Origin of the sequence: Streptomyces sp. Ag109_O5-10 (assembly GCF_900105755.1) — a bacterium.
GTDB lineage: Bacteria > Actinomycetota > Actinomycetes > Streptomycetales > Streptomycetaceae > Streptomyces.
Genome location: NZ_FNTQ01000001.1, coordinates 5,265,062 through 5,283,609 on the forward strand (window position 1 = coordinate 5,265,062; position 18,548 = coordinate 5,283,609).

Genomic DNA, 18,548 nt, shown 5'->3' on the forward strand with positions numbered 1-18,548 from the left:
TCCACTGAGCCGGAGTTCGAGGAGGCAGGGTTCGTGCTCGATCACGTCATCAAAGGGGCGACGGTTGTCGACGGGACCGGTGCGCCCGCGTTCGTCGCCGACGTCGGTATCCGTGACGGCCGGATCGCCGTCATCGGGGCCGTCACCGAGGGATCCCGTACCAGCGAGGACGCCGCCGGGCTGGTCCTCGCCCCCGGCTTCGTCGATCCGCACACCCACTACGACGCCCAGCTCTTCTGGGACCCGTACGCGACGCCCTCGCTGAACCACGGGGTGACCACGGTCGCCGCCGGGAACTGCGGGTTCACGCTCGCGCCCCTGAATCCGGGACGCCCCGCCGACGCCGACTACACCCGCCGCATGATGTCCAAGGTCGAGGGCATGTCGCTGGTCGCCCTGGAGGAGGGGGCGCCCTGGAGCTGGAACTCCTTCGGGGAGTACCTGGACGCCCTCGAAGGGCGGATCGCCGTCAACGCCGGTTTCATGGTGGGGCACTGTGCGCTGCGCCGGTACGTGATGGGGCCGGACGCGGTGGGCGGGCAGCCCAGTGAGGAGCAACTTGCCGAGATCGTCAGGCTGTTGCACGAGGCGATGGACGCCGGGGCGTGGGGGTTCTCCACCACCCAGTCCAGCACCCACTCCGACGGGGACGGGCAGCCGGTCGCCTCGCGGCACGCGCTCCCCGCCGAACTGCTGGCCCTGTCCAAGGCCGTCGGGGAGCACGAGGGGACCCAGATCGAGGCGATCGTCGCCGGCTGCCTCGACCAGTTCAGCGACGCCGAGATCGAGCTCTTCGCCGAGATGAGCGCGGTGGCCGGGCGGCCCCTGAACTGGAACGTGCTGACCGTGGACGCCGCCGTGCCGGAGCGGGTGCCGCGGCAGCTCCAGGCCAGTGAACGGGCCCGGAAGGCCGGCGGCAGGGTCGTGGCGCTGACCATGCCGATCCTCACGCCCATGAACATGTCGCTCGGCACCTTCTGCGCCCTGAACCTCATCCCCGGATGGGGGCCGATCCTCGGGCTGCCGGTTCCGGAGCGGATCGAGAAGCTGCGCGATGCGGACGTACGGGCCCAGATGCTGGCGCGCGCGAACAGCAAGGAGGCCGGGGTCTTCCGGCGGTTGGCGAACTTCGGGCGGTACGTCATCGGGGACACGTACAGCGAGGCGAACGCCGGACTGACGGGGCGGGTGGTACGTGACATAGCACAGGAGCGCGGCCAGGACCCCTTCCACACCCTGGTCGAGATCTGCGCCGCCGACGGCCTCCGTACCGTCCTGTGGCCCATGCCCACCGACAACGACCCGGCCTCCTGGGCGCTGCGCGCCGAGACCTGGCAGCACGAGGACGTCATGCTCGGCGGGTCGGACGCCGGGGCGCATCTGGACCGCATGTGCGGAGCCCCGTACACCACCCGCTTCATCGGCGACTGCCTGCGCGGACGCAAGCTGCTCGGCCTGGAGCAGGCCGTGAAGATGCTGACCGACGATCCCGCCCGGCTCTTCGGGCTGCGGGAGCGCGGGCGGATCGCGGAGGGCTGGCATGCGGACCTCGTGCTCTTCGACCCGGAGCGGATCGCCGCCGGCCAGGCCACCCTGGTGCACGACCTGCCGGGAGACAGCCCACGCCTGGACTCGAAGGCGATCGGCGTGCGTGCCGTCTGGGTCAACGGCGTCGAGGCCATCCGGGACGACGTGGTGAGCGGCTCCGTACCGGGGAAGGTGCTGCGGTCCGGGCGGGACACCAGGACGGTGAGCACCCGGTGAGCGAGGCGGGCGGGGCGGCCGAGGCGGCGGACGGGCAGCGGCTGTTCGTCGGGGGGCGGTGGGTGGATCCCGACGACGGGTACTACGAGGTCGTCGACCCGGCGACCGAGGAGACCGTGGGCTGGGCGCCGGAGGCCTCGCGGGAGCAGGTGCTGGCGGCCTGTGCGGCCGCCCGGGAGGCGTTCGACGGCTGGTCGCGGACGCCGGCGGGGGAGCGGGCGGCGGTGCTGGGCCGGGCCGCCGACTTCATCCGCGGGCGGCTGGGCCCGTACGCGGACCTCGCCCGCGCCGAGACGGGCGCGACCACCGGCACCGCCCGCGCGATGCAGGTGGGGGTGGCGGTGGCCCGGTTCCGCCGGTACGCGACCGTCGAACCGGCCGAGTGGGCGATCCCGCCGCAGATCAACGAGGCCGGGCCGATGGGGAAGGCGGGCGTGATGGGCGCGCTCGCCGTGCGTCAGCCGGTCGGGGTGGTCAGCTGCATCACCTCGTACAACAACCCGTGGGCCAACCCGGCGGGCAAGATCGCGCCGGCGCTCGCGATGGGCAACACGGTGGTGGTGAAACCGGCCCCCCAGGATCCGCTCTCTGTCTACCGGATGGCGGAGGCGCTGGCTGCGGCGGGCGCACCGCCGGGCGTGGTGAACGTCGTCTCCGGCCGGTCCACCGGTGTCGGCGAGGCCGCCGTGGCCTCCCCCGACGTCGACATGGTGAGCTTCACCGGCTCCACCGCCGTCGGACAGCGCATCGCCGAGGTGTGCGGGCGGGACATGAAACGCCAGTTGATGGAGCTGGGCGGCAAGGGCGCGGCGGTCGTCTTCGACGACGCGGACGTCGCCTCGGCGGTGGCCGGGATCGGCACCACCTTCTCCTTCTACAGCGGGCAGATCTGTACGGCGCCCACCCGGGTGCTGGTGCAGCGCGGGCTGTACGAGCGGCTGGTGGACCAACTGGGTGCCTGTGCCGGACGGTTGAAGGTGGGCGATCCGGCCGCGCCGGACACGGTGGTCGGGCCGCTGATCACCGCCGAGCACCGGGCGCGCGTCGAGTCGTACGTCGAACTCGGCAGGAAGGAGGGCGCGGTGGTGGTGACCGGCGGTGAACGCCCGCCGCTGGAGCGGGGTTTCTTCGTGTCCCCCACCCTCCTCGCCGACTGCACGAACGACATGCGGGTGGCCCGCGAGGAGATCTTCGGCCCGGTCGTCTCCGTCGTCCCCTTCGACGACGAGGAGGAGGGCATCGCCCTCGCCAACGACTCCGACTACGGCCTCATCGACTACGTCTGGTCCGGGGACGTGGCCCGTGCCTTCCGGGTGGCGCGGCGGCTGCGGGCGGGCGGGGTCGGGATCAACACCGTCGGGCGGAACATGGAGGCGCCGTTCGGGGGGTTCAAGAAGAGCGGGGTGGGCCGGGACGTGGGCTCCTACGCCCTGCACGCCTACAGCGAGGTGCAGGCGGTCGTCTGGCCGGGGTGAGGCGTCAACTCGGGCTGTTCTCTTGCCCTTTGGGGCGGAGAAACCTTACGGGGGGACAAAGAACGGGCAACCCGCTTCGCGTCGGGGCCGCGCGTCCGTAACGTCCGGGGGACAAGGGGGACGGCCCGTTTCCGGTTCGACGCGGTCCGCTCCCTTCCCTGAGCACGCACGGATCCCGTTCGGAGCCCCCCTCATGAAGCACGTCAAGAGAATCGCCCTGACCACCACGGCCGTCGTCGCCGCGGCCGCCGCGAGCCTGCTGGGCACGACCGCCGTCCAGGCCTACTCCGCACGGCCCGCCCACCTCCCGGCCGTGCACGCGCCCGCCGCGCTCGCCGTGCCCGACGGCAACAAGCTGACCGGCGTCTACTCCGCGCACGGCGTGCAGACCTACACCTGCACCGACGGCGCCTGGAAGCTTCTGGAGCCCGCCGCCACCCTGTCCGACAAGCGGGACCGCGCCCACCGTCCGGTCGCCCTGCACTCCCGTGGCCCGGTCTGGGTCTCCACGGTCGACGGCAGCGCCGTCAACGCCGCCGCAGTCGCCACCTCGGCGAAGGACGGCGCCGTCCCCGAGCTGCTCCTGAAGGCCACGGCCACCCGCGGCGCCGGGACGTTCGAGGGCGTCACCTACGTGCAGCGCCTGGACACCGAGGGCGGCGTGGCGCCGGCGGCGGCGTGCACCGGCACGGACCAGATCTCGGTGCCGTACTCGGCCACGTACGCGTTCTACAAGGCGAGCTGAGCACCGCCGCTCCGCTGGATGCGCCGCGACAGGTCATCGGTCGGCCGCGGCGCCGTCGTGGCTGGTCGCGCAGTTCCCCGCGCCCCTTCGGGGGCGCTGTTGTTCGCTGAGCGGTGCGGTTCGGTGGGGGTGCGGGGGTCTGTCGTGGGTTGGCTGCGGCGGTGTTGTGGCTGGTCGCGCAGTTTCCCGCGCCCCTTCGGGGGGCTTTGCTGCTCGGTGAGCGGCTCGGTTCGCTGGATGCGCCGCGGCAGGCCGTCGGTCGGCCGCGGCGTCGTCGTGGCTGGTCGCGCAGTTCCCCGCGCCCCTTCGGGGGCGCTGTTGTTCGCTGAGCGGTGCGGTGCGGTTCGGTGGGGGTGCGGGGGTCTGTCGTGGGTTGGCTGCGGCGGTGTTGTGGCTGGTCGCGCAGTTCCCCGCGCCCCTTCGGGGGGCGCTCCTGCTCGGTGAGCGGTGCGGTTCGGTGGGGGTGCCGGGGTCTGTCGTGGGATGGCTGCGGTGGTGTTGTGGCTGGTCGCGCGGTTTCTCGTGCCGCTTTGGGGGTGCTGTTGTTCAGTTGGTCAGGTCGACCCTGATGGTCAGGAGTTGCGTGCCCAGTGCCTTGACCGCCGCGCTGTTTCCCCTGGGGAGGGTGCGCAGCCGGGCGATCGGGTCGTCGTCGGGGAGGAGGTGGGCGGTGCCGGAGTGCCACCGCCCGCCGATCCGGACGCGGACCCGCGGGTCGGCCTGGATGTTGCGCACGTACTGGGACTTCGTCCCGAACTCCGACACCAGCCAGAAGCTCTCCCCGACCCGGCGCCCGCCCAGCGGCGTCCGGCGCGGCCGGCCGGAGACCCGGCCGGTGGTCTCCAGCAGGGTCTGGAAGGGCATCAGGCGGGTCAGCGGGTTGGCGACGTACCGCTGGAACGCGGTGGTGGCACGGAATCTGCGGTCGGACATGATTCCTCGGCTCTCTCTTTCGCCGTCATGCGGCGCCGGTGTCTTCTTCAATGTCTCTCACGCGTACCCGACGAGAGACGGTGGGCCCCGTGCGGATCATGACCTGGAACCTGTGGTGGCGGTTCGGACCCTGGGCCGAACGGCAGAAGGCGATCCTCGCCGTGCTGCGTGAACTGCGGCCGGACGTGGTCGGCCTGCAGGAGGTGTGGGCGGCGGGCGGCGAGAACCTCGCCGAATGGCTGGCCGGCGAACTCGGCCTGCACTGGGCCTGGGCCGCCTCCCCGGCCTCCGAGCGCTGGCAGCGGCGGATCGGGGAGCCCGGCGTCGAGATCGGCAACGCGGTGCTGAGCCGCTGGCCGGTGCTGGAGAGCGAGGCGCTGCGCCTCCCGGCACCGCCGGACCTCGACGACGGACGCCTCGCTCTCTACGCCCGCCTCGCCGCCCCCGCCCACCCCGTCCCCTTCTTCACCGTCCACCTCACCTCGCAGCTGCACCTGTCGGCCGTACGCGGCGAACAGGTCACCGCGTTGGCCGGGTTCGTCGCCGCCCACCGCGCCGGCACCGGCTTCCCGCCCGTCGTCACCGGGGACTTCAACGCCTGGCCGGACTCCGACGAGGTCCGCCGGTTCGGCGGGGTTCGCACCGCGCCGGTGGTACCCGGCCAGGTCTTCTTCGACGCCTGGGAGTACGCCGATCCGGCCGCCCCCTCCGCCACCTGGGACAACGCCAACCCGTACGTCGCGCCGGGTCTCGGCCCCAGTGTCCGCGTCGACTACATCCACGTCGGCGCCCCGTCCGGCCCCGGCGGCATCGGTACGGTGCTGGCCGTACGGCGGGCCGGGGACGGTCCGGTCGACGGGGTGTGGCCTTCGGACCACGCGGCGGTCGTGGCGGACCTGGCGGACGGGTCACCCCGCTGAAGAGCCCGAGCCCGACAGGCAGGCTTTCGGCGAGCTGACAGCCCGCGATCCGACGGTGGTCCACCGCGTACCCGCGGCCCGGTGCGGGGCCGCGCGGATGGGACGATGCCCCGGTGAGCCACTTCTCGTACGAGCCCATAGATCCTGGCCGGCCCCGGCCACGGCTCCCGGAGCCCCGGCCGGCCGAGCCCGGGCGGTGGCCCAAGCTGGAGGCCGCGCTCGCGGTGGTCAACCGTGACCTGGCGGCGACCCTGCCGGAGCAGGACGCACTGATCCTGATGGCCGAGCCGCCGCAGGAGTCCCCGCCCCCGGGCGCGGTCGACCGGGGGCGCATCTACGTGGCGATGCCCGACGGCCGTTGGCAGGGCAACCAGGTGAACGCGCACGACCCCGAGGAGGGCGACCCGCTGGAGCCGGACGACGCGGACACGGTCCTCACCGCGGTCGCGGACGCCGCGCAGGAGACCGTCATGGAGCTGCTCTGGCAGGTCTGGCCGGTCTGCTGGGAACACAAGACCGGGATGCACGTCCGTCCCGCGGGAACCGCCGACGACAGGTACCCGGGCGCGACGGGCGCTTCCGGCCCACCGGTGTGGTGGTGCCGGGGCGGCCGGGAGGGCGGCGGTCACGACGTCGCCGCGGTCGGCGAACTGGCCGCCACCCTGCCGGGGAAGCAGCGGCGCGCGCTGCGGCGCGGCGAGCGCCGACGGGACGGCCGCCGCTAGTCGCTCCGCCGGCGGCGCCGTGTTCCGGCCGCGGCGCCGCCGTGGCTGGTCGCGCGGTTCCTCGCGCCCCTCGGGGGCGTGGCTCACCGCCCCAGGAAGATCGGGTTGGTCAGTGCCGCCAGGGCGCCGGGGACCGGGCCCGCCGCCGTCTCGTGGCGGATCTCCGCGCGGACGTACGCCGCGTACGACGGCGTCGTCCGCCACTCCACCACCCCCGACCCGGTCACCGGCAGCGGGTCGCTGGTGAGGAGGACGCCCTCGTCGGTGATGAGGCGGACCGTGCAGCGCGGCACGCCGGAGGCCTCCAGGCGGACGGTCACCGGGGTGTCGGGGGCGACGGCCAGGCGTTCACCGATGCCCGCCCGCTCGCCGCGGCCGCCCGTCGCCGTGAAGCTCAGCGTCACGTTCTTCGACTCGGCGATGTACGAGCGGCCCGCGCGCAGCCCCTCCTGGATCGCCGCGCGGGACAGGTCGTCGGCGAGGACGACGGTCTGGGGCAGGCCCACCGCGTCCGGGTCGCGGTGCGCGTCGCTGTTGCCCATCGCCGGCAGCCACTCCCGGTTGCCGCGCACCGAGGCGACCAGGGTGGCGTCCCAGGAGTTGAGGGCCACCTCGTCGTCGGGGGTGTAGGGGCCGTTCCACACCTCGACGGCGTCCGCGTCCCCGAAGCCGAACTTCCAGGCGCAGCCCACGCACGTGGCGTGCGGGTGCGCGGGTACGACGAGGCCGCCGGCCTTGCGGATCTGGTGGGCGAAGTGGCCGAACCGGTTGTCGCGGGCCCGGTAGCGCCAGTCGACGAAGGTTCCGGGGTCGGTGCCGAGGGCGACGACGTGACCGTTCCTCGTGGTGACCTCCTCGCCGAGCATGATCAGCAGGTCGTCGCCGGCCTGGTCCGCCCAGTGCGGGTGCGAGGCGTGCGTGTTGTGGTCCGAGGAGTTGATGAAGTCGAGTCCGGCGGCGCGGGCGAGGGCCGCGATCTCGGCCGGGGTGCGGCGGCCGTCGGAGTACCAGGAGTGCAGGTGGCAGTCGCCGCGGTACCAGTCGCGGCCGCGGCCCTTGGCCCGGGCGGGCGGGTAGACCGGGCGGACCGGCGTGCCGGGTTCGCCGTACGTCAGGGTGATGGTCAGCTCGTACGACAGGCCCTGCGGGGCCACCGTGTACGGGCCGAGGGCGACGTACCAGGTGCCCGCGTGGACCGGGCCCGGGAGGTAGCCGGGGGTCGCGTCGTCGGCGCGGACGAAGAACTCCGTGCGGGCGCCGCCCGACCAGCCCCGGAAGCCCTTGCCGCCCAGCTCGGTGCCGTGCTGGTCGAAGAGGCCGATGTCGAGCGCGTTGCCGGTGGTGCCGGCCGGGACGCTCGGTCTGTCGTAGGTGTAGGAGACCCTGATCTCCCGTACGCCGGTGGGTACTTCGACCGGTACGTACACGAAGTCCGGGCAACCGGGCGGCAGGGTGCCGCGCACGGTCGCCGTCTTCTGGGTTCCCCGGTCCTGGCCGTCCGCCGCCGCGAAGCTCACGCTTCCCAACGTAAGGGCTGTGGCCGCGCCCGTCACGATCAGCGCGCGTCTGCCGATGCCGTGCGTGTCCTCACACATGCCGCTCACTCTCCCCTGTGGACGTGAACTCCCACGGAAGTCGAGGGAATCCACAGACGTCCGTCTGTCATGTGCATAGCCCTGTGAAAGGTGGGGCGTGTGATGCCGACCAGTCGGTATGGACATATCGAGCCACCCCCGGTACAGATGGGGCATGCGCATAGCCGTCACGATCTTCCTCACCGACGAGACCATCGCCCCCGTCCGGCTCGCCCGTGAGCTGGAGACGCGCGGGTTCGCCGGGCTGTACCTGCCGGAGCACACGCACATCCCGGTCGAGCGGACCACCCCGTACCCGGCGGGCGGCGACCTGCCCCGCGAGTACGGCCGCACCCTGGACCCCTTCGTCGCCCTCGGCCAGGCCGCCGCCGTCACGGAGGGCCTCGGCCTCGGCACCGGCATCACCCTGGTCGCCCAGCACGACCCGATCGACCTCGCCAAGCAGATCGCCACTCTCGACCACCTGTCCGGCGGCCGCTTCACGCTCGGCGTCGGCTTCGGCTGGAACGTGGAGGAGGCCGCGGATCACGGCGTGGCCTGGCGTTCGCGGCGGGAGCTGACCCGGGACCGGATGGCGCTGATGCGGGCGCTGTGGGCGGACGAACCGACGGCCTACGAGGGGGAGTTCGGCAGCGTACGGGCGTCGTCCGCCCACCCCAAGCCCGTCCAGAAGCCGCGCGGGCCGGTGGCCGGGCCGCGCACGCTGGTCGGCGGGGCGGCGGGGCCGAAGCTGTTCGCGCACATCGCCGAGTACGCCGACGGGTGGATGCCGATCGGGGGACGCGGCCTCACCGAGTCGCTGCCGGTGCTCCGCTCGGTGTGGGCGGACGCCGGGCGCGACCCGGCGGCGCTCCAGGTGGTGCCGTACGCCGTCTTCCCGAGCCCCGGGAAGCTGGCGCACTATGCCGAGCTGGGCATCGAGGAGGTCGTGGCGCAGTTGCCTCCGGCGGGGGAGGCCGAAGTGCTGGGGGTGCTGGACGCGTACGCCGCGTACCTGTGAGGGGCGCGTCGATTCGTCCGCGGGGCCGGGGAGGTGGGCGGCCGCCGGAGCGTCGTGGCTGGTGGCGCGGTTCCTCCCCCAGCCTTCGGCCGGGGGACCCCCAGCGCCCCTGAAGGGCACCGCAGTGCGCCCCTTCAGGGGCGCGGGGAACTGCGCGAACGACTCCGGCCCACCCGCACCCGGCAACTCACCGGCAACCCCCAAGTCCACCCCCGCCCCGGCTGAACAGGCGGAGCCTCTTCGTATGCTCGAAGAATGACGACTTCCGCGACACCCGGAACCGGCCCCACCGAGAACTCCATGCGTCGCGCCCTCAAACGCGCCCGGGACGGCGTCGCCCTCGACGTCTCCGAGGCCGCCGTCCTGCTCCAGGCGCGCGGTGCCGCCCTGGACGACCTCGCCGCGTCCGCCGCCCGGGTCCGGGACGCCGGGCTTGCCGAGGCCGGCCGGCCCGGTGTCATCACGTACTCGAAGAGCGTCTTCATCCCCCTCACCCGCCTGTGCCGCGACAAGTGCCACTACTGCACGTTCGTCACCGTCCCCGGCAAGCTCCGCCGGGCCGGGCACGGGATGTTCATGTCCCCGGACGAGGTCCTCGACGTCGCCCGCAAGGGCGCGGCCCTCGGCTGCAAGGAAGCCCTGATCACCCTCGGCGACAAGCCCGAGGACCGCTGGCCCGAGGCGCGCGAGTGGCTCGACGCGCACGGGTACGACGACACGATCGCCTACGTCCGCGCCATCTCCGTCCGCATCCTGGAGGAGACCGGCCTGCTGCCGCACCTCAACCCGGGCGTGATGTCCTGGACCGACTTCCAGCGGCTCAAGCCGGTCGCGCCGTCGATGGGCATGATGCTGGAGACGACCGCGACCCGCCTGTGGTCCGAGCCCGGCGGCCCGCACCACGGCTCCCCGGACAAGGAACCCGCCGTGCGCCTGCGGGTCCTTGAGGACGCCGGCCGCTCCTCCGTGCCGTTCACCTCGGGGATCCTGATCGGCATCGGCGAGACGTACGAGGAGCGGGCCGAGTCCCTCTTCGCGCTCCGGCGCGTGGCGCGGTCGTACCACGGCGTGCAGGAACTGATCATCCAGAACTTCCGCGCCAAGCCGGACACGGCGATGCGCGGCATGCCGGACGCCGAGCTGGACGAGCTGGTGGCCGCGGTGGCGGTGGCGCGGCTGGTGATGGGACCGGCCGGCAACATCCAGGCGCCGCCGAACCTCGTCGACAGCGAGTACGAACGGCTGATCGCGGCCGGTATCGACGACTGGGGCGGCGTGTCGCCGCTCACCATCGACCACGTCAACCCCGAGCGGCCCTGGCCGCAGATCGAGGAGCTGGCCGAGAAGTCGGCCGCCGCCGGCTTCGAGCTGCGGGAACGCCTGTGCGTGTACCCGGAGTTCGTCCGCCGCGGCGAGCCCTGGCTGGACCCGCGGCTGCGCCCGCACGTGGCCGCGCTGGCCGACCCGGAGACGGGCCTCGCGGTGCCGGACGCGGCCGTCGTGGGGCACCCCTGGCAGGAGCCGGAGGAGGTCTTCGTCGCCTCCGGCCGTACCGATCTGCACACCGCCATCGACTCCGAGGGCCGTACGGCCGACCGGCGCGACGACTTCGACGAGGTGTACGGCGACTGGGGCGCGCTGCGGGAGGCGGCCGCCCCCGGGATGGCGCCGGAGCGCATCGACACGGACGTGCGCGGGGCGCTCAGGACGGCGGCCGGCGACCCCACGAAGCTCACCGACGCCGAGGCCCTCGCCCTGTTCCACGCCGACGGAGCGGCCCTCGACGCGCTGACGGGGATCGCCGACGACGTGCGGAGGTCGGCCGTCGGCGACGACGTCACCTACATCGTCACCCGCAACATCAACTTCACCAACGTCTGCTACACCGGCTGCCGCTTCTGCGCCTTCGCGCAGCGCCGCACCGACGCCGACGCCTACACCCTCTCCCTTGACCAGGTCGCCGACCGCGCCCAGCAGGCCTGGGACGTCGGCGCGGTCGAGGTCTGCATGCAGGGCGGCATTCACCCCGACCTGCCCGGCACGGCGTACTTCGACATCGCGAAGGCGGTCAAGGAACGCGTCCCCGGCATGCACGTGCACGCCTTCTCGCCGATGGAGGTCGTGAACGGCGCGACGCGCACCGGCATGTCGATCCGGGAGTGGCTGACCGCGGCGAAGGAGGCGGGTCTCGACACCGTCCCCGGGACGGCCGCGGAGATCCTCGACGACGAGGTCCGCTGGGTCCTCACCAAGGGCAAGCTGCCCGCCGCCACCTGGATCGAGGTGATCAGCACCGCCCACGAGCTGGGTATCCGGTCCTCCTCCACCATGATGTACGGCCACGTCGACCAGCCCCGCCACTGGCTGGGCCACCTGCGCACCCTGGCCGGCATCCAGCAGCGCACCGGCGGCTTCACGGAGTTCGTGACGCTGCCCTTCATCCACACCAACGCGCCCGTCTACCTGGCCGGCATCTCCCGGCCGGGCCCGACGATGCGCGACAACCGGGCGGTGACGGCGATGGCCCGGCTCCTCCTGCACCCCTACATCCCGAACATCCAGACAAGCTGGGTGAAACTGGGCACGGAGGGTGCGGCGGAGATGCTCCGCTCGGGCGCCAACGACCTCGGCGGCACGTTGATGGAGGAGACGATCTCGCGGATGGCGGGGTCGTCGTACGGCTCCTACAAGTCGGTCCGCGACCTCGTCGCCGTGGCCGATGCCGCCGGGCGCCCGGCGAAGCCCCGTACGACGCTGTACGGGCCGGTCTCCGAGGAGCGGCAGCGGGCGGCCGAGGCCTCCGACGGGCACCTGCCGGAGCTGCTGCCGGTGCTGGACTGAGCCGTCGGGCGGGCGGGCGGCGCACAGTACGATGATCCGACCCCTGTGCGAACAGGCAGGGGGCCTCATAACGGAGGAGATGCGTACCCGTGGCTGCCCGACTGCTGCCCTCCTGGGTGTGGGTCACCGGTCTGACGGCGGGGGCGACGGTGGCCGTCGTCCTCCTCGCCGTACAGGCCGACAAGGGGCCGCACCCCACGGCCGCCGCGGTCCGCCCGTCGGCGAGCGCGTCGGCGGGCGCCCACCCCTCCGCGTCACCGAAGCCGGCGAAGGCCCCCGACGTCCCGGCGGCCTCCGGCACCGGGCGCCGTATCGTCTACTCGCTCGGCGCCAAGCGGGTGTGGACGGTCGACGCTAGCGACAAGGCGACCCGGACCTTCACGGTGTGGCCGGGGACGGTCTCCCCCGACCCCGGCACCTACGCGATCACCAGGACCCTGGCGGCCACGACCGGCTCGGACGGCGTCCAGATCGAGCACATCCTGTACTTCGCGTCCAAGTCGGGACTGTCGGTCGCCTTCTCCAACGCGGTCGACGGCTCCTCGCCGCCGCCCGCCGCCGGCAAGCAGACCAGCGGCATCCGGATGCCCAAGGCGGACGGTGCGGCCCTGTGGACCTTCGGTACGGAACCGAACACCAAGGTGACGGTCGTCAAGTAGCCGCCGGGGCGGCGGTGGCCGGGCAGCCGTCAGGAGATGGCGCGCAGTCCGCGGGGCCGCCGGAGCCGCTGGGGCCGCCGGAGCCGCTGGGGCCGCCGGAGCCGCTCGACGGCGTCGGCCGTGTCCTCGTCGGCCGGCAGCAGGACGACCAGCTGCTGGGCGTCCTCGGTGATGTCGAGCGTCTCGTGCCGAAGCGGCAGCTCGTCTCCCGAAGGATGCCGCAGCCGCAGCACCCCGCGGGCGGGCACCAGGTGCCGGTTCACCCGCCGGGTGAAGTCGGCTCCGGCGACGGGCGTGTGCACGGTGCGGCGGGCGTCGGGAAGACCCGTCTGGTCAGGGAGTTGGAGCAGATCGCCCAGGAGGCCGGAGCGCTGACCGCGTGCGCACCGGCCCCTTCCTGGACCCGTGGCTGCACGCCGGCTCCGCCGTGAACCACTCGCTGTTCTCCACCGAGGGGCCGAGCCACAGGTCGAAGGCCTGCTCGTCGGCGACGGCGTCCCAGTCGGCGAAGAGCTCCCGCGCGCGGGGGTCGGTGAAGACGTACCGGGTGAGGTTGGGCGCCTCGGCGTCCAGGAGCCCGGTCCCGCCCAGTACCGCCTCGTACGCGCCGGTGCGGGCGAGGATGTCGCCGAGCCGGTTGGTGGCAGGACGGCCGCCCCCTCGATCCCGGGGCCCCCGGCTGCGCCAGGACCCTCCTGGACCAGTTGTCCTGGTGGGCGGCCACCCTCCGCGCCGGCCGCGAGGCCGCTCCCTATCCCTCCTGATCCGAGGGGCTCAACTGGACGACTACGAGCGCGAGTCCGGTGAGCACCAGGACCCGGGTCGCGGCGTCCAGGCCGTTCCAGGTCTTGGACTGCCACATGGAGAACCACTCGCCGCCGATCCCGATGAACCCGGCGCCGAAGAGCAGGACGAGCATCAGCAGACCGTAGGTGGAGACGCGCCGCGCTCGGACGTCGTCGCGGCGTGCCCAGAGCCAGGTACCGGCGATCAGCACGAGCGCGGCCAGCGTCTCCCACACGATGATGAGGACGTAGGCGGTGTTCTCGAGTCCCTTGTCCGTGACGGCCCGCCACATCAGGTCGTCGTCCTTGAACGTGGTGTCCATGGCCAGCACATGCTGGACGAAGGCCTGGTTGGTGCCGAAGTCGGTGATGTTCCCGAAGGCGACGAGGGCGATGTAGAGAGCGACCGTGCCGGTGAGAACGGCAGCGGCGAGTGAGAGCGCACGAGGCGCGTGGGAGGTGGACATGTCACCGTCCTTCCCCAACTCCGCTGTTTACACCCACTGTTCAGCAGCGATCGGGCGGCCCCACGTCGTGCCGCGGCGGTGAACCTCTGGCACGCGGGTACCTTGGTCGAAGTTCTGTGCGAAGCGTGAAGGGGGCCTCGTGGACGCGGACGACTTCGCGGAGTTGCGGACGCGCGAGTTCGGTTACCTCGACGAAGGCGGACACACCTATCTCGACCACACCGGCGCGGGACTCCCCCCGCGGTCCCTCGTCACGGGCAGCGCCCGGCGGATCACCGGCGGACTGTTCGGCAACCCGCACTCCGAGAGCCCGGCCTCCCGCGCCTCCGGGCTCCTGCTGGCCGAGGCCCGGCGGGCGGTGCTCCGCCATTTCAACGCCGACCCCGACGAATACGCCGTGATCTTCACCCCGAACGCGACCGGCGCGCTGCGGCTGGTCGGTGAGGCGTACCCCTTCACCCGCGCCGGCAGGCTCGTGATGTCGCTCGACAACCACAACTCGGTCAACGGCCTCCGGGAGTACGCACGGGCGCGGGGTGCCGCGACCGTGTACGTACCGGGCCTGCACATCGACGAGCGGCGGCTGCTCGCCGCCCTGGCCCCGCCCGGCCCGGGCAAAGGCGCCGGTGGCCTGCTCGCCTATCCGGCGCAGAGCAACTTCACCGGCGTCCAGCACTCACTGGACTGGATCGCCGCCGCCCAGGCACACGGTTACGACGTGCTGCTCGACGCGGCGGCCTTCGCCCCGACCAACGTCCTGGACCTGAGCCGCCACCACCCGGACTTCACCGCCGTCAGCTGGTACAAGGTCTTCGGGCACCCCACCGGCGTCGGCAGCCTGATCGCCCGCCGCGCGGCCCTCGCCAGGCTGCGCCGCCCCTGGTTCTCGGGCGGCACCATCTACGCCGTCAGCGCGCAGGCCCAGTGGCACGTCCTCGCCGCCGACGAGGCCGCCTTCGAGGACGGCACGGTCAACTTCCTTTCCCTGCCGGACGTGACCGCAGGACTCGCCTGGATCGACGGCATCGGCATGGACCGCGTACACGCCCACGTCACCGCCCTCACCGGCCGGCTCCTCGGCGGCCTCGCGGCGTTGCGGCACAGCGACGGCTCACCGCTGGTGCGGGTGTACGGCCCCGACCGCGCCGACGGGGCGCGTGGCGGCACCGTCGCGCTGAACGTGCTCGGCGCGGACGGCCGGGTCGTCGACGAACGCGTCGTCACGCGTGACAGCGCCGCCCACGGCATATCCCTGCGCACGGGCTGCTTCTGCAATCCGGGTGCCGGAGAGGAGGCGTTCGGCCTGCCCCTGACCCGGCTGCGCTCGGCGGCCGACACGCAGGTGGGGTCACTGGACGAGTACCTGGAGCTCCTGGAGCTGCCGTCGGCGGGCGCCGTCCGGGTCTCCCTGGGCATCTCGTCCCAGCCCGGGGACATCGAGACGTTCCTGGCGTTCGTGACCGACACCTACCGGGACCGGGTACCGACGACGGCCGGGCTGGCCGCACGGGAGAGCTGCTGAGCCCGCCCCCCCGGGAACGCCGCACCATGGCCACCGCACCACGGGCACCGCACCACGGGCACCGCGCCACGGGCACCGCGCCACGGGCACCGCACCACGGCCACCGCGCCACGGGCCGCGGCCGTGATCAGCGGCCCGCCCGGCTCCGCGCCGCGCCGTCCCGGCACTTGCGCACCAGGATCACCCACGTCCAGGCCAGGAACACCAGCGCGAACCCCGCCAGGATCACCCACCCGCGGCTCGCCGGGTGCCCGAACGAGTCCCCGTACGACGTCAGCAGCGGGGGACCGAGCGGCGAGCCGCCCGCCCGCCACAGCGACTCGAGACCCACCCCGCTGCCCAGCGCCTCGAACGCCCACCGGTTGGTCATCGCCCAGCTGATCGCCTTCCCGGCCACCGTCATCCGGGGCACCGGCACGAAGGCGCCCGAGAACAGCACCTGCGGGAAGCAGAGCAACGGCAGCATCAGCGTCGCCTGCCCCGGCTCCGACACCGCCGCCGACGCCAGCAGCCCCAGCGCGAGGGCGGCGGCCGAGGCCAGCACACTCGACGCGAACAGCGATCCGTACGTGTCCCAGCCCGCCGCGGGCAGCCGGTCGAGGGCGCGCAGCACCGCCAGCAGCAGCGCGTCCGCGACCGCCAGCACCGGCAGCGTAGTCGTCAGCTTCGAGGCGACGTAGGGGCCGAGCCGCAGCCCCGCGAGCCATTCCCGGCGCAGCACCGGCAGCTCGGTGCAGATCTGGAGCAGGCCGTACGTCAGCCCGAAGAAGAACGCGCCGAACGCGATCCAGAACATGATCATCGCCGAGGAGCCCGGATCCGGTGCCGCCGGATCGAACGCGCCGGCCCGGAACAGCACCGCGAACATCGCCACGATCATCACCGGCGAGCCCGCGAGCACGGCGACCGAGAGCCGGTTGTGCAGCATCAGCGCGGTACCCCGCCGGGTCAGCAGCGCCCACTGACGCAGGACGCCGACCCGCCCCGCCCGTACGGACGGTGACGTGGCGTCAGCAGGTGCGTCGTCCTCCTCGGCTTCGGCCCGTTCGGCGCGGGCGCCGCCCGCCACCGCCTCGTACACCTCCTCCACGGTGCCCACCCCGAAGGCGTCGAACAGGGCGTCCGGCGCGCCCGCGTACGCGACCTCGCCGCCGGCGGAGAGGAACACGACCTGGTCGGCGCGGAGCAGATCGGCGAGGACATGCGTGGTCAGCACGACGGTGGTGCCGTCCTCGGCGAGCGCCCGCAGGGTGCGCAGCAGGGCCGCGCCGGTGACCGGGTCGAGCCCGGACGTCGGCTCGTCGAGGAAGAGCACCCGGGGACGGGTGAGCAACTCGACCGCGATACTGGCCCGTTTGCGTTCGCCGCCGCTCAGCGCGCGCACGGGGGTCTCCGCCCGCTCCGCCAGACCGAGCGTGACCAGCACCCGGTCGACGGTCTCCCGTACGGTCCCGGCCGGCGTCCCCGGAGCCATCCGCAGGCCCGCCGCGTACACCAGCGTGCGGCGCAGCGGGAGTTCGCGGTGGATGATGTCGTCCTGCGGGACGAAGCCGAAGTCCGGCCCGGGCGGCCCGGGGCGTGCCCCGTCGTGCAGCACGTCGCCGTCGCTCGGCGCGCTCAGCCCGGCCAGCGTCTGCAACAGCACGGTCTTGCCCGCACCGCTGCTCCCGGCGATCACCGTGAGCTGCCCCGGAGCGACCTCGACGGATATGCCGTTCAGTATCCGCCCGCCCCCACGGACCTCCCGGCTCACCCGACGCGCCCGCAGGCGCAGGCCGTTGACGGAGGGGCCGGGGGCCTCGACGGACGCGTGCGGGGTCGGTGTCGACATGGGGGCAGCATGCCAGGTGGGCCCGCGGACACGGGCCCCGGCTCCTCGGCGCCCGCTGCGACGTGGGGGCGTGAGGCCCGGCCCCACGGAACACCGGGCACCACCGCGTCCGCAAGGCCGAGAAGATCAGAGGCGGTTCATCGGACCGGTTCGGTTTGCATCGCCTGTGTGCCCACGACGGTCAGCAGAGCGAGCTTCTCGGCGGTGCCGGTTCCGGCGCGCGGGGTGAACCAGAGCAACCGCTGGCGGTGGTCCTCGCTGAAGAGGCTGAGGCAGTCGAGGTCGAGCAGGCCGACGCCGGGGTGGACGATCCGCTTGCGCTCGTCTCTGCGTACCTCCACGTCCTGGTCGGCCCAGAGCGCCCGGAACTCCGGCGACTGCTGCAGCAGCTCGTCCACCAGCCCGGTCGCCTCGGCGTCGCCCGGACTGCGTCGCCCGACTGCCGCGCGCAGGTCGGCGACGAACGAGCGGGACTGCGGGGCGAGGTCCTCGTGCGGGTAGATCCCCCGCGAGGCCGGGTCGGTGAACCATCGGTGGATGAAGCTCGCCGCGTGGCCGTGGTGCGCGGACAGGTCGCCGAGCATCGCGACGGCGAGCGGGTTCTGCGCCAGAACGGTGTGCAGGTCGGTGCTCACCATCGCCGGGGTCCCGTCGATGCGGGTCAGCAGGTCGAGCATGGCGGGGTGGACGTGTGACGCCGTCCCGCCCTGGTGCGGGATCGGGCGGTTCGCCAGCCGGTACAGGTGGTCGCGTTCGTCGTGGCTGAGGCGCAGGGCGCGGGCGAGCGCGGCGAGCGACGTCGGCGGACCGGGCGTGCGGACTACCGGGAGGGGCTCGGTGCCGAGCTGTTCACCGGCCGTCGCCGGATCTTGAGGAGCAGTCCAGGTCCGGCGCCGAGGGCGAGCAGGCCGGCGGCCAGCAGGAGCCATGGGTTGAGCAGGCCCTCGGTGCAACTGCTGCCGCCGGGCGAGGTGGTGCAGTAGGTGCCGGGTCCGTGCCGGTTGAGGTAGGCGAGCAGGAACAGCGGCAGGCTCGCCCCCGACAGCAGGCCGGGCAGGCCCAGACGGGTGTCCCGACGCGTGGCCAGCACGACGGTGCCGGCGACGGGGATCGGCAGGATGAAGATCCCGATCGACAGCACGGTGATGAGGGCGAGCAGGTAGCAGGCTCCGGTCAGAAGCCATCCGGTGAAGAGCAGCCAGGCACGTCTGTTGCCGGTCATGCCGTGTCTTCTTTCGTTTGAGCAGTCGCTCAAAAAGTAGAAGCCGGCGGAAGCTCTTGGCAAG

The 18,548-nt window shown here is 73.0% G+C and carries 15 protein-coding genes and 2 pseudogenes; 9 read left to right on the forward strand and 8 right to left on the reverse strand.

The genetic code is table 11. The features are described from left to right. Window positions 1-33 precede the first annotated feature (33 nt). The 3 genes from BLW82_RS24145 (at window position 34) to BLW82_RS24155 (ending at window position 3,984) form a co-directional block, all read left to right on the forward strand. On the forward strand, window positions 34-1,764 hold the full coding sequence (locus tag BLW82_RS24145) for an N-acyl-D-amino-acid deacylase family protein (protein ID WP_093508227.1): 1,731 nt from the start codon (window positions 34-36) through the stop codon (window positions 1,762-1,764). Then, on the forward strand, window positions 1,761-3,239 hold the full coding sequence (locus BLW82_RS24150; protein ID WP_256215934.1) for an aldehyde dehydrogenase family protein: 1,479 nt from the start codon (window positions 1,761-1,763) through the stop codon (window positions 3,237-3,239). The genes BLW82_RS24145 and BLW82_RS24150 overlap by 4 nt, the downstream gene beginning before the upstream one ends. 193 nt (window positions 3,240-3,432) lie before the next feature. Beyond that, window positions 3,433-3,984 carry a DUF3455 domain-containing protein gene (locus BLW82_RS24155; protein ID WP_093501679.1) on the forward strand — a complete coding sequence of 184 codons (552 nt, stop codon included), beginning with the start codon at window positions 3,433-3,435 and terminating at the stop codon, window positions 3,982-3,984. 546 nt (window positions 3,985-4,530) lie between these two features. On the opposite strand, the gene BLW82_RS24160 is transcribed toward BLW82_RS24155, so the two are convergent. Further along, the gene (locus BLW82_RS24160) at window positions 4,531-4,917 is read right to left on the reverse strand and encodes a nitroreductase/quinone reductase family protein (protein WP_093501681.1); all 387 of its coding nucleotides are present in this window, start codon (window positions 4,915-4,917) and stop codon (window positions 4,531-4,533) included. An 89-nt stretch (window positions 4,918-5,006) separates the two neighbouring features. Here BLW82_RS24160 and BLW82_RS24165 point away from each other — a divergent pair, with 89 nt between their 5' ends. Both BLW82_RS24165 and BLW82_RS24170 read left to right on the forward strand, forming a co-directional pair. Then, on the forward strand, window positions 5,007-5,837 hold the full coding sequence (locus BLW82_RS24165; protein ID WP_256215935.1) for an endonuclease/exonuclease/phosphatase family protein: 831 nt from the start codon (window positions 5,007-5,009) through the stop codon (window positions 5,835-5,837). A 113-nt stretch (window positions 5,838-5,950) separates the two neighbouring features. Further along, window positions 5,951-6,562 carry a hypothetical protein gene (locus tag BLW82_RS24170; protein ID WP_177233049.1) on the forward strand — a complete coding sequence of 204 codons (612 nt, stop codon included), beginning with the start codon at window positions 5,951-5,953 and terminating at the stop codon, window positions 6,560-6,562. A gap of 83 nt (window positions 6,563-6,645) precedes the next feature. Here BLW82_RS24170 and BLW82_RS24175 read toward each other — a convergent pair whose 3' ends face one another. Next, window positions 6,646-8,157, reverse strand: a complete 1,512-nt coding sequence (locus BLW82_RS24175; RefSeq protein WP_093501687.1) for a CehA/McbA family metallohydrolase — start codon at window positions 8,155-8,157, stop codon at window positions 6,646-6,648. A 154-nt stretch (window positions 8,158-8,311) separates the two neighbouring features. Here BLW82_RS24175 and BLW82_RS24180 point away from each other — a divergent pair, with 154 nt between their 5' ends. From BLW82_RS24180 to BLW82_RS24190, 3 genes are all read left to right on the forward strand, one after another. Beyond that, window positions 8,312-9,157, forward strand: a complete 846-nt coding sequence (locus BLW82_RS24180) for an LLM class F420-dependent oxidoreductase (RefSeq protein WP_093501689.1) — start codon at window positions 8,312-8,314, stop codon at window positions 9,155-9,157. Window positions 9,158-9,412: 255 nt separating this feature from the next. Then, the gene (locus tag BLW82_RS24185) at window positions 9,413-11,998 is read left to right on the forward strand and encodes a bifunctional FO biosynthesis protein CofGH (protein ID WP_093501691.1); all 2,586 of its coding nucleotides are present in this window, start codon (window positions 9,413-9,415) and stop codon (window positions 11,996-11,998) included. A gap of 89 nt (window positions 11,999-12,087) precedes the next feature. Beyond that, window positions 12,088-12,657 (forward strand): hypothetical protein, encoded by a 570-nt coding sequence (locus BLW82_RS24190; protein WP_177233050.1) that lies wholly within the window; start codon window positions 12,088-12,090, stop codon window positions 12,655-12,657. 29 nt (window positions 12,658-12,686) lie between these two features. Here the strand turns inward: BLW82_RS24190 and BLW82_RS24195 are convergent. The 3 genes and pseudogenes from BLW82_RS24195 to BLW82_RS24210 form a co-directional block, all read right to left on the reverse strand. Further along, window positions 12,687-12,950, reverse strand: a pseudogene (locus BLW82_RS24195) (hypothetical protein); the annotation flags it as partial. A gap of 121 nt (window positions 12,951-13,071) precedes the next feature. Then, window positions 13,072-13,299, reverse strand: a pseudogene (locus tag BLW82_RS45630) (transcriptional regulator); the annotation flags it as partial. 109 nt (window positions 13,300-13,408) lie between these two features. Beyond that, complete coding sequence (locus tag BLW82_RS24210) at window positions 13,409-13,909, reverse strand: DUF2165 domain-containing protein (protein WP_093501693.1); 501 nt, start codon at window positions 13,907-13,909, stop codon at window positions 13,409-13,411. A 139-nt stretch (window positions 13,910-14,048) separates the two neighbouring features. Between BLW82_RS24210 and BLW82_RS24215 the strand changes: the two genes are divergently transcribed. Next, window positions 14,049-15,431 (forward strand): aminotransferase class V-fold PLP-dependent enzyme, encoded by a 1,383-nt coding sequence (locus BLW82_RS24215; RefSeq protein WP_093501695.1) that lies wholly within the window; start codon window positions 14,049-14,051, stop codon window positions 15,429-15,431. A gap of 127 nt (window positions 15,432-15,558) precedes the next feature. On the opposite strand, the gene BLW82_RS24220 is transcribed toward BLW82_RS24215, so the two are convergent. From BLW82_RS24220 to BLW82_RS24230, 3 genes are all read right to left on the reverse strand, one after another. After that, window positions 15,559-17,262, reverse strand: coding sequence for an ABC transporter ATP-binding protein/permease (locus BLW82_RS24220; RefSeq protein WP_093501696.1), 1,704 nt, complete (start codon window positions 17,260-17,262; stop codon window positions 15,559-15,561). Between the two features lie 137 nt (window positions 17,263-17,399). Next, window positions 17,400-18,191 (reverse strand): MmyB family transcriptional regulator, encoded by a 792-nt coding sequence (locus BLW82_RS24225; RefSeq protein ID WP_143063713.1) that lies wholly within the window; start codon window positions 18,189-18,191, stop codon window positions 17,400-17,402. Next, window positions 18,083-18,484 carry a hypothetical protein gene (locus BLW82_RS24230; protein WP_093501700.1) on the reverse strand — a complete coding sequence of 134 codons (402 nt, stop codon included), beginning with the start codon at window positions 18,482-18,484 and terminating at the stop codon, window positions 18,083-18,085. Before BLW82_RS24230 ends, BLW82_RS24225 begins: the two co-directional genes overlap by 109 nt. Window positions 18,485-18,548 lie beyond the last annotated feature (64 nt).

Coding starts and splice junctions, on each gene's coding strand:
- BLW82_RS24185 (WP_093501691.1), top strand. CDS start 9,413: ATGACGACTTCCGCGACACCCGGAACCGGCCCCACCGAGAACTCCATG.
- BLW82_RS24230 (WP_093501700.1), bottom strand. CDS start 18,484: ATGACCGGCAACAGACGTGCCTGGCTGCTCTTCACCGGATGGCTTCTG.
- BLW82_RS24160 (WP_093501681.1), bottom strand. CDS start 4,917: ATGTCCGACCGCAGATTCCGTGCCACCACCGCGTTCCAGCGGTACGTC.
- BLW82_RS24155 (WP_093501679.1), top strand. CDS start 3,433: ATGAAGCACGTCAAGAGAATCGCCCTGACCACCACGGCCGTCGTCGCC.
- BLW82_RS24180 (WP_093501689.1), top strand. CDS start 8,312: ATGCGCATAGCCGTCACGATCTTCCTCACCGACGAGACCATCGCCCCC.
- BLW82_RS24225 (WP_143063713.1), bottom strand. CDS start 18,191: ATGGCTCCTGCTGGCCGCCGGCCTGCTCGCCCTCGGCGCCGGACCTGG.
- BLW82_RS24220 (WP_093501696.1), bottom strand. CDS start 17,262: ATGTCGACACCGACCCCGCACGCGTCCGTCGAGGCCCCCGGCCCCTCC.
- BLW82_RS24175 (WP_093501687.1), bottom strand. CDS start 8,157: ATGTGTGAGGACACGCACGGCATCGGCAGACGCGCGCTGATCGTGACG.
- BLW82_RS24210 (WP_093501693.1), bottom strand. CDS start 13,909: ATGTCCACCTCCCACGCGCCTCGTGCGCTCTCACTCGCCGCTGCCGTT.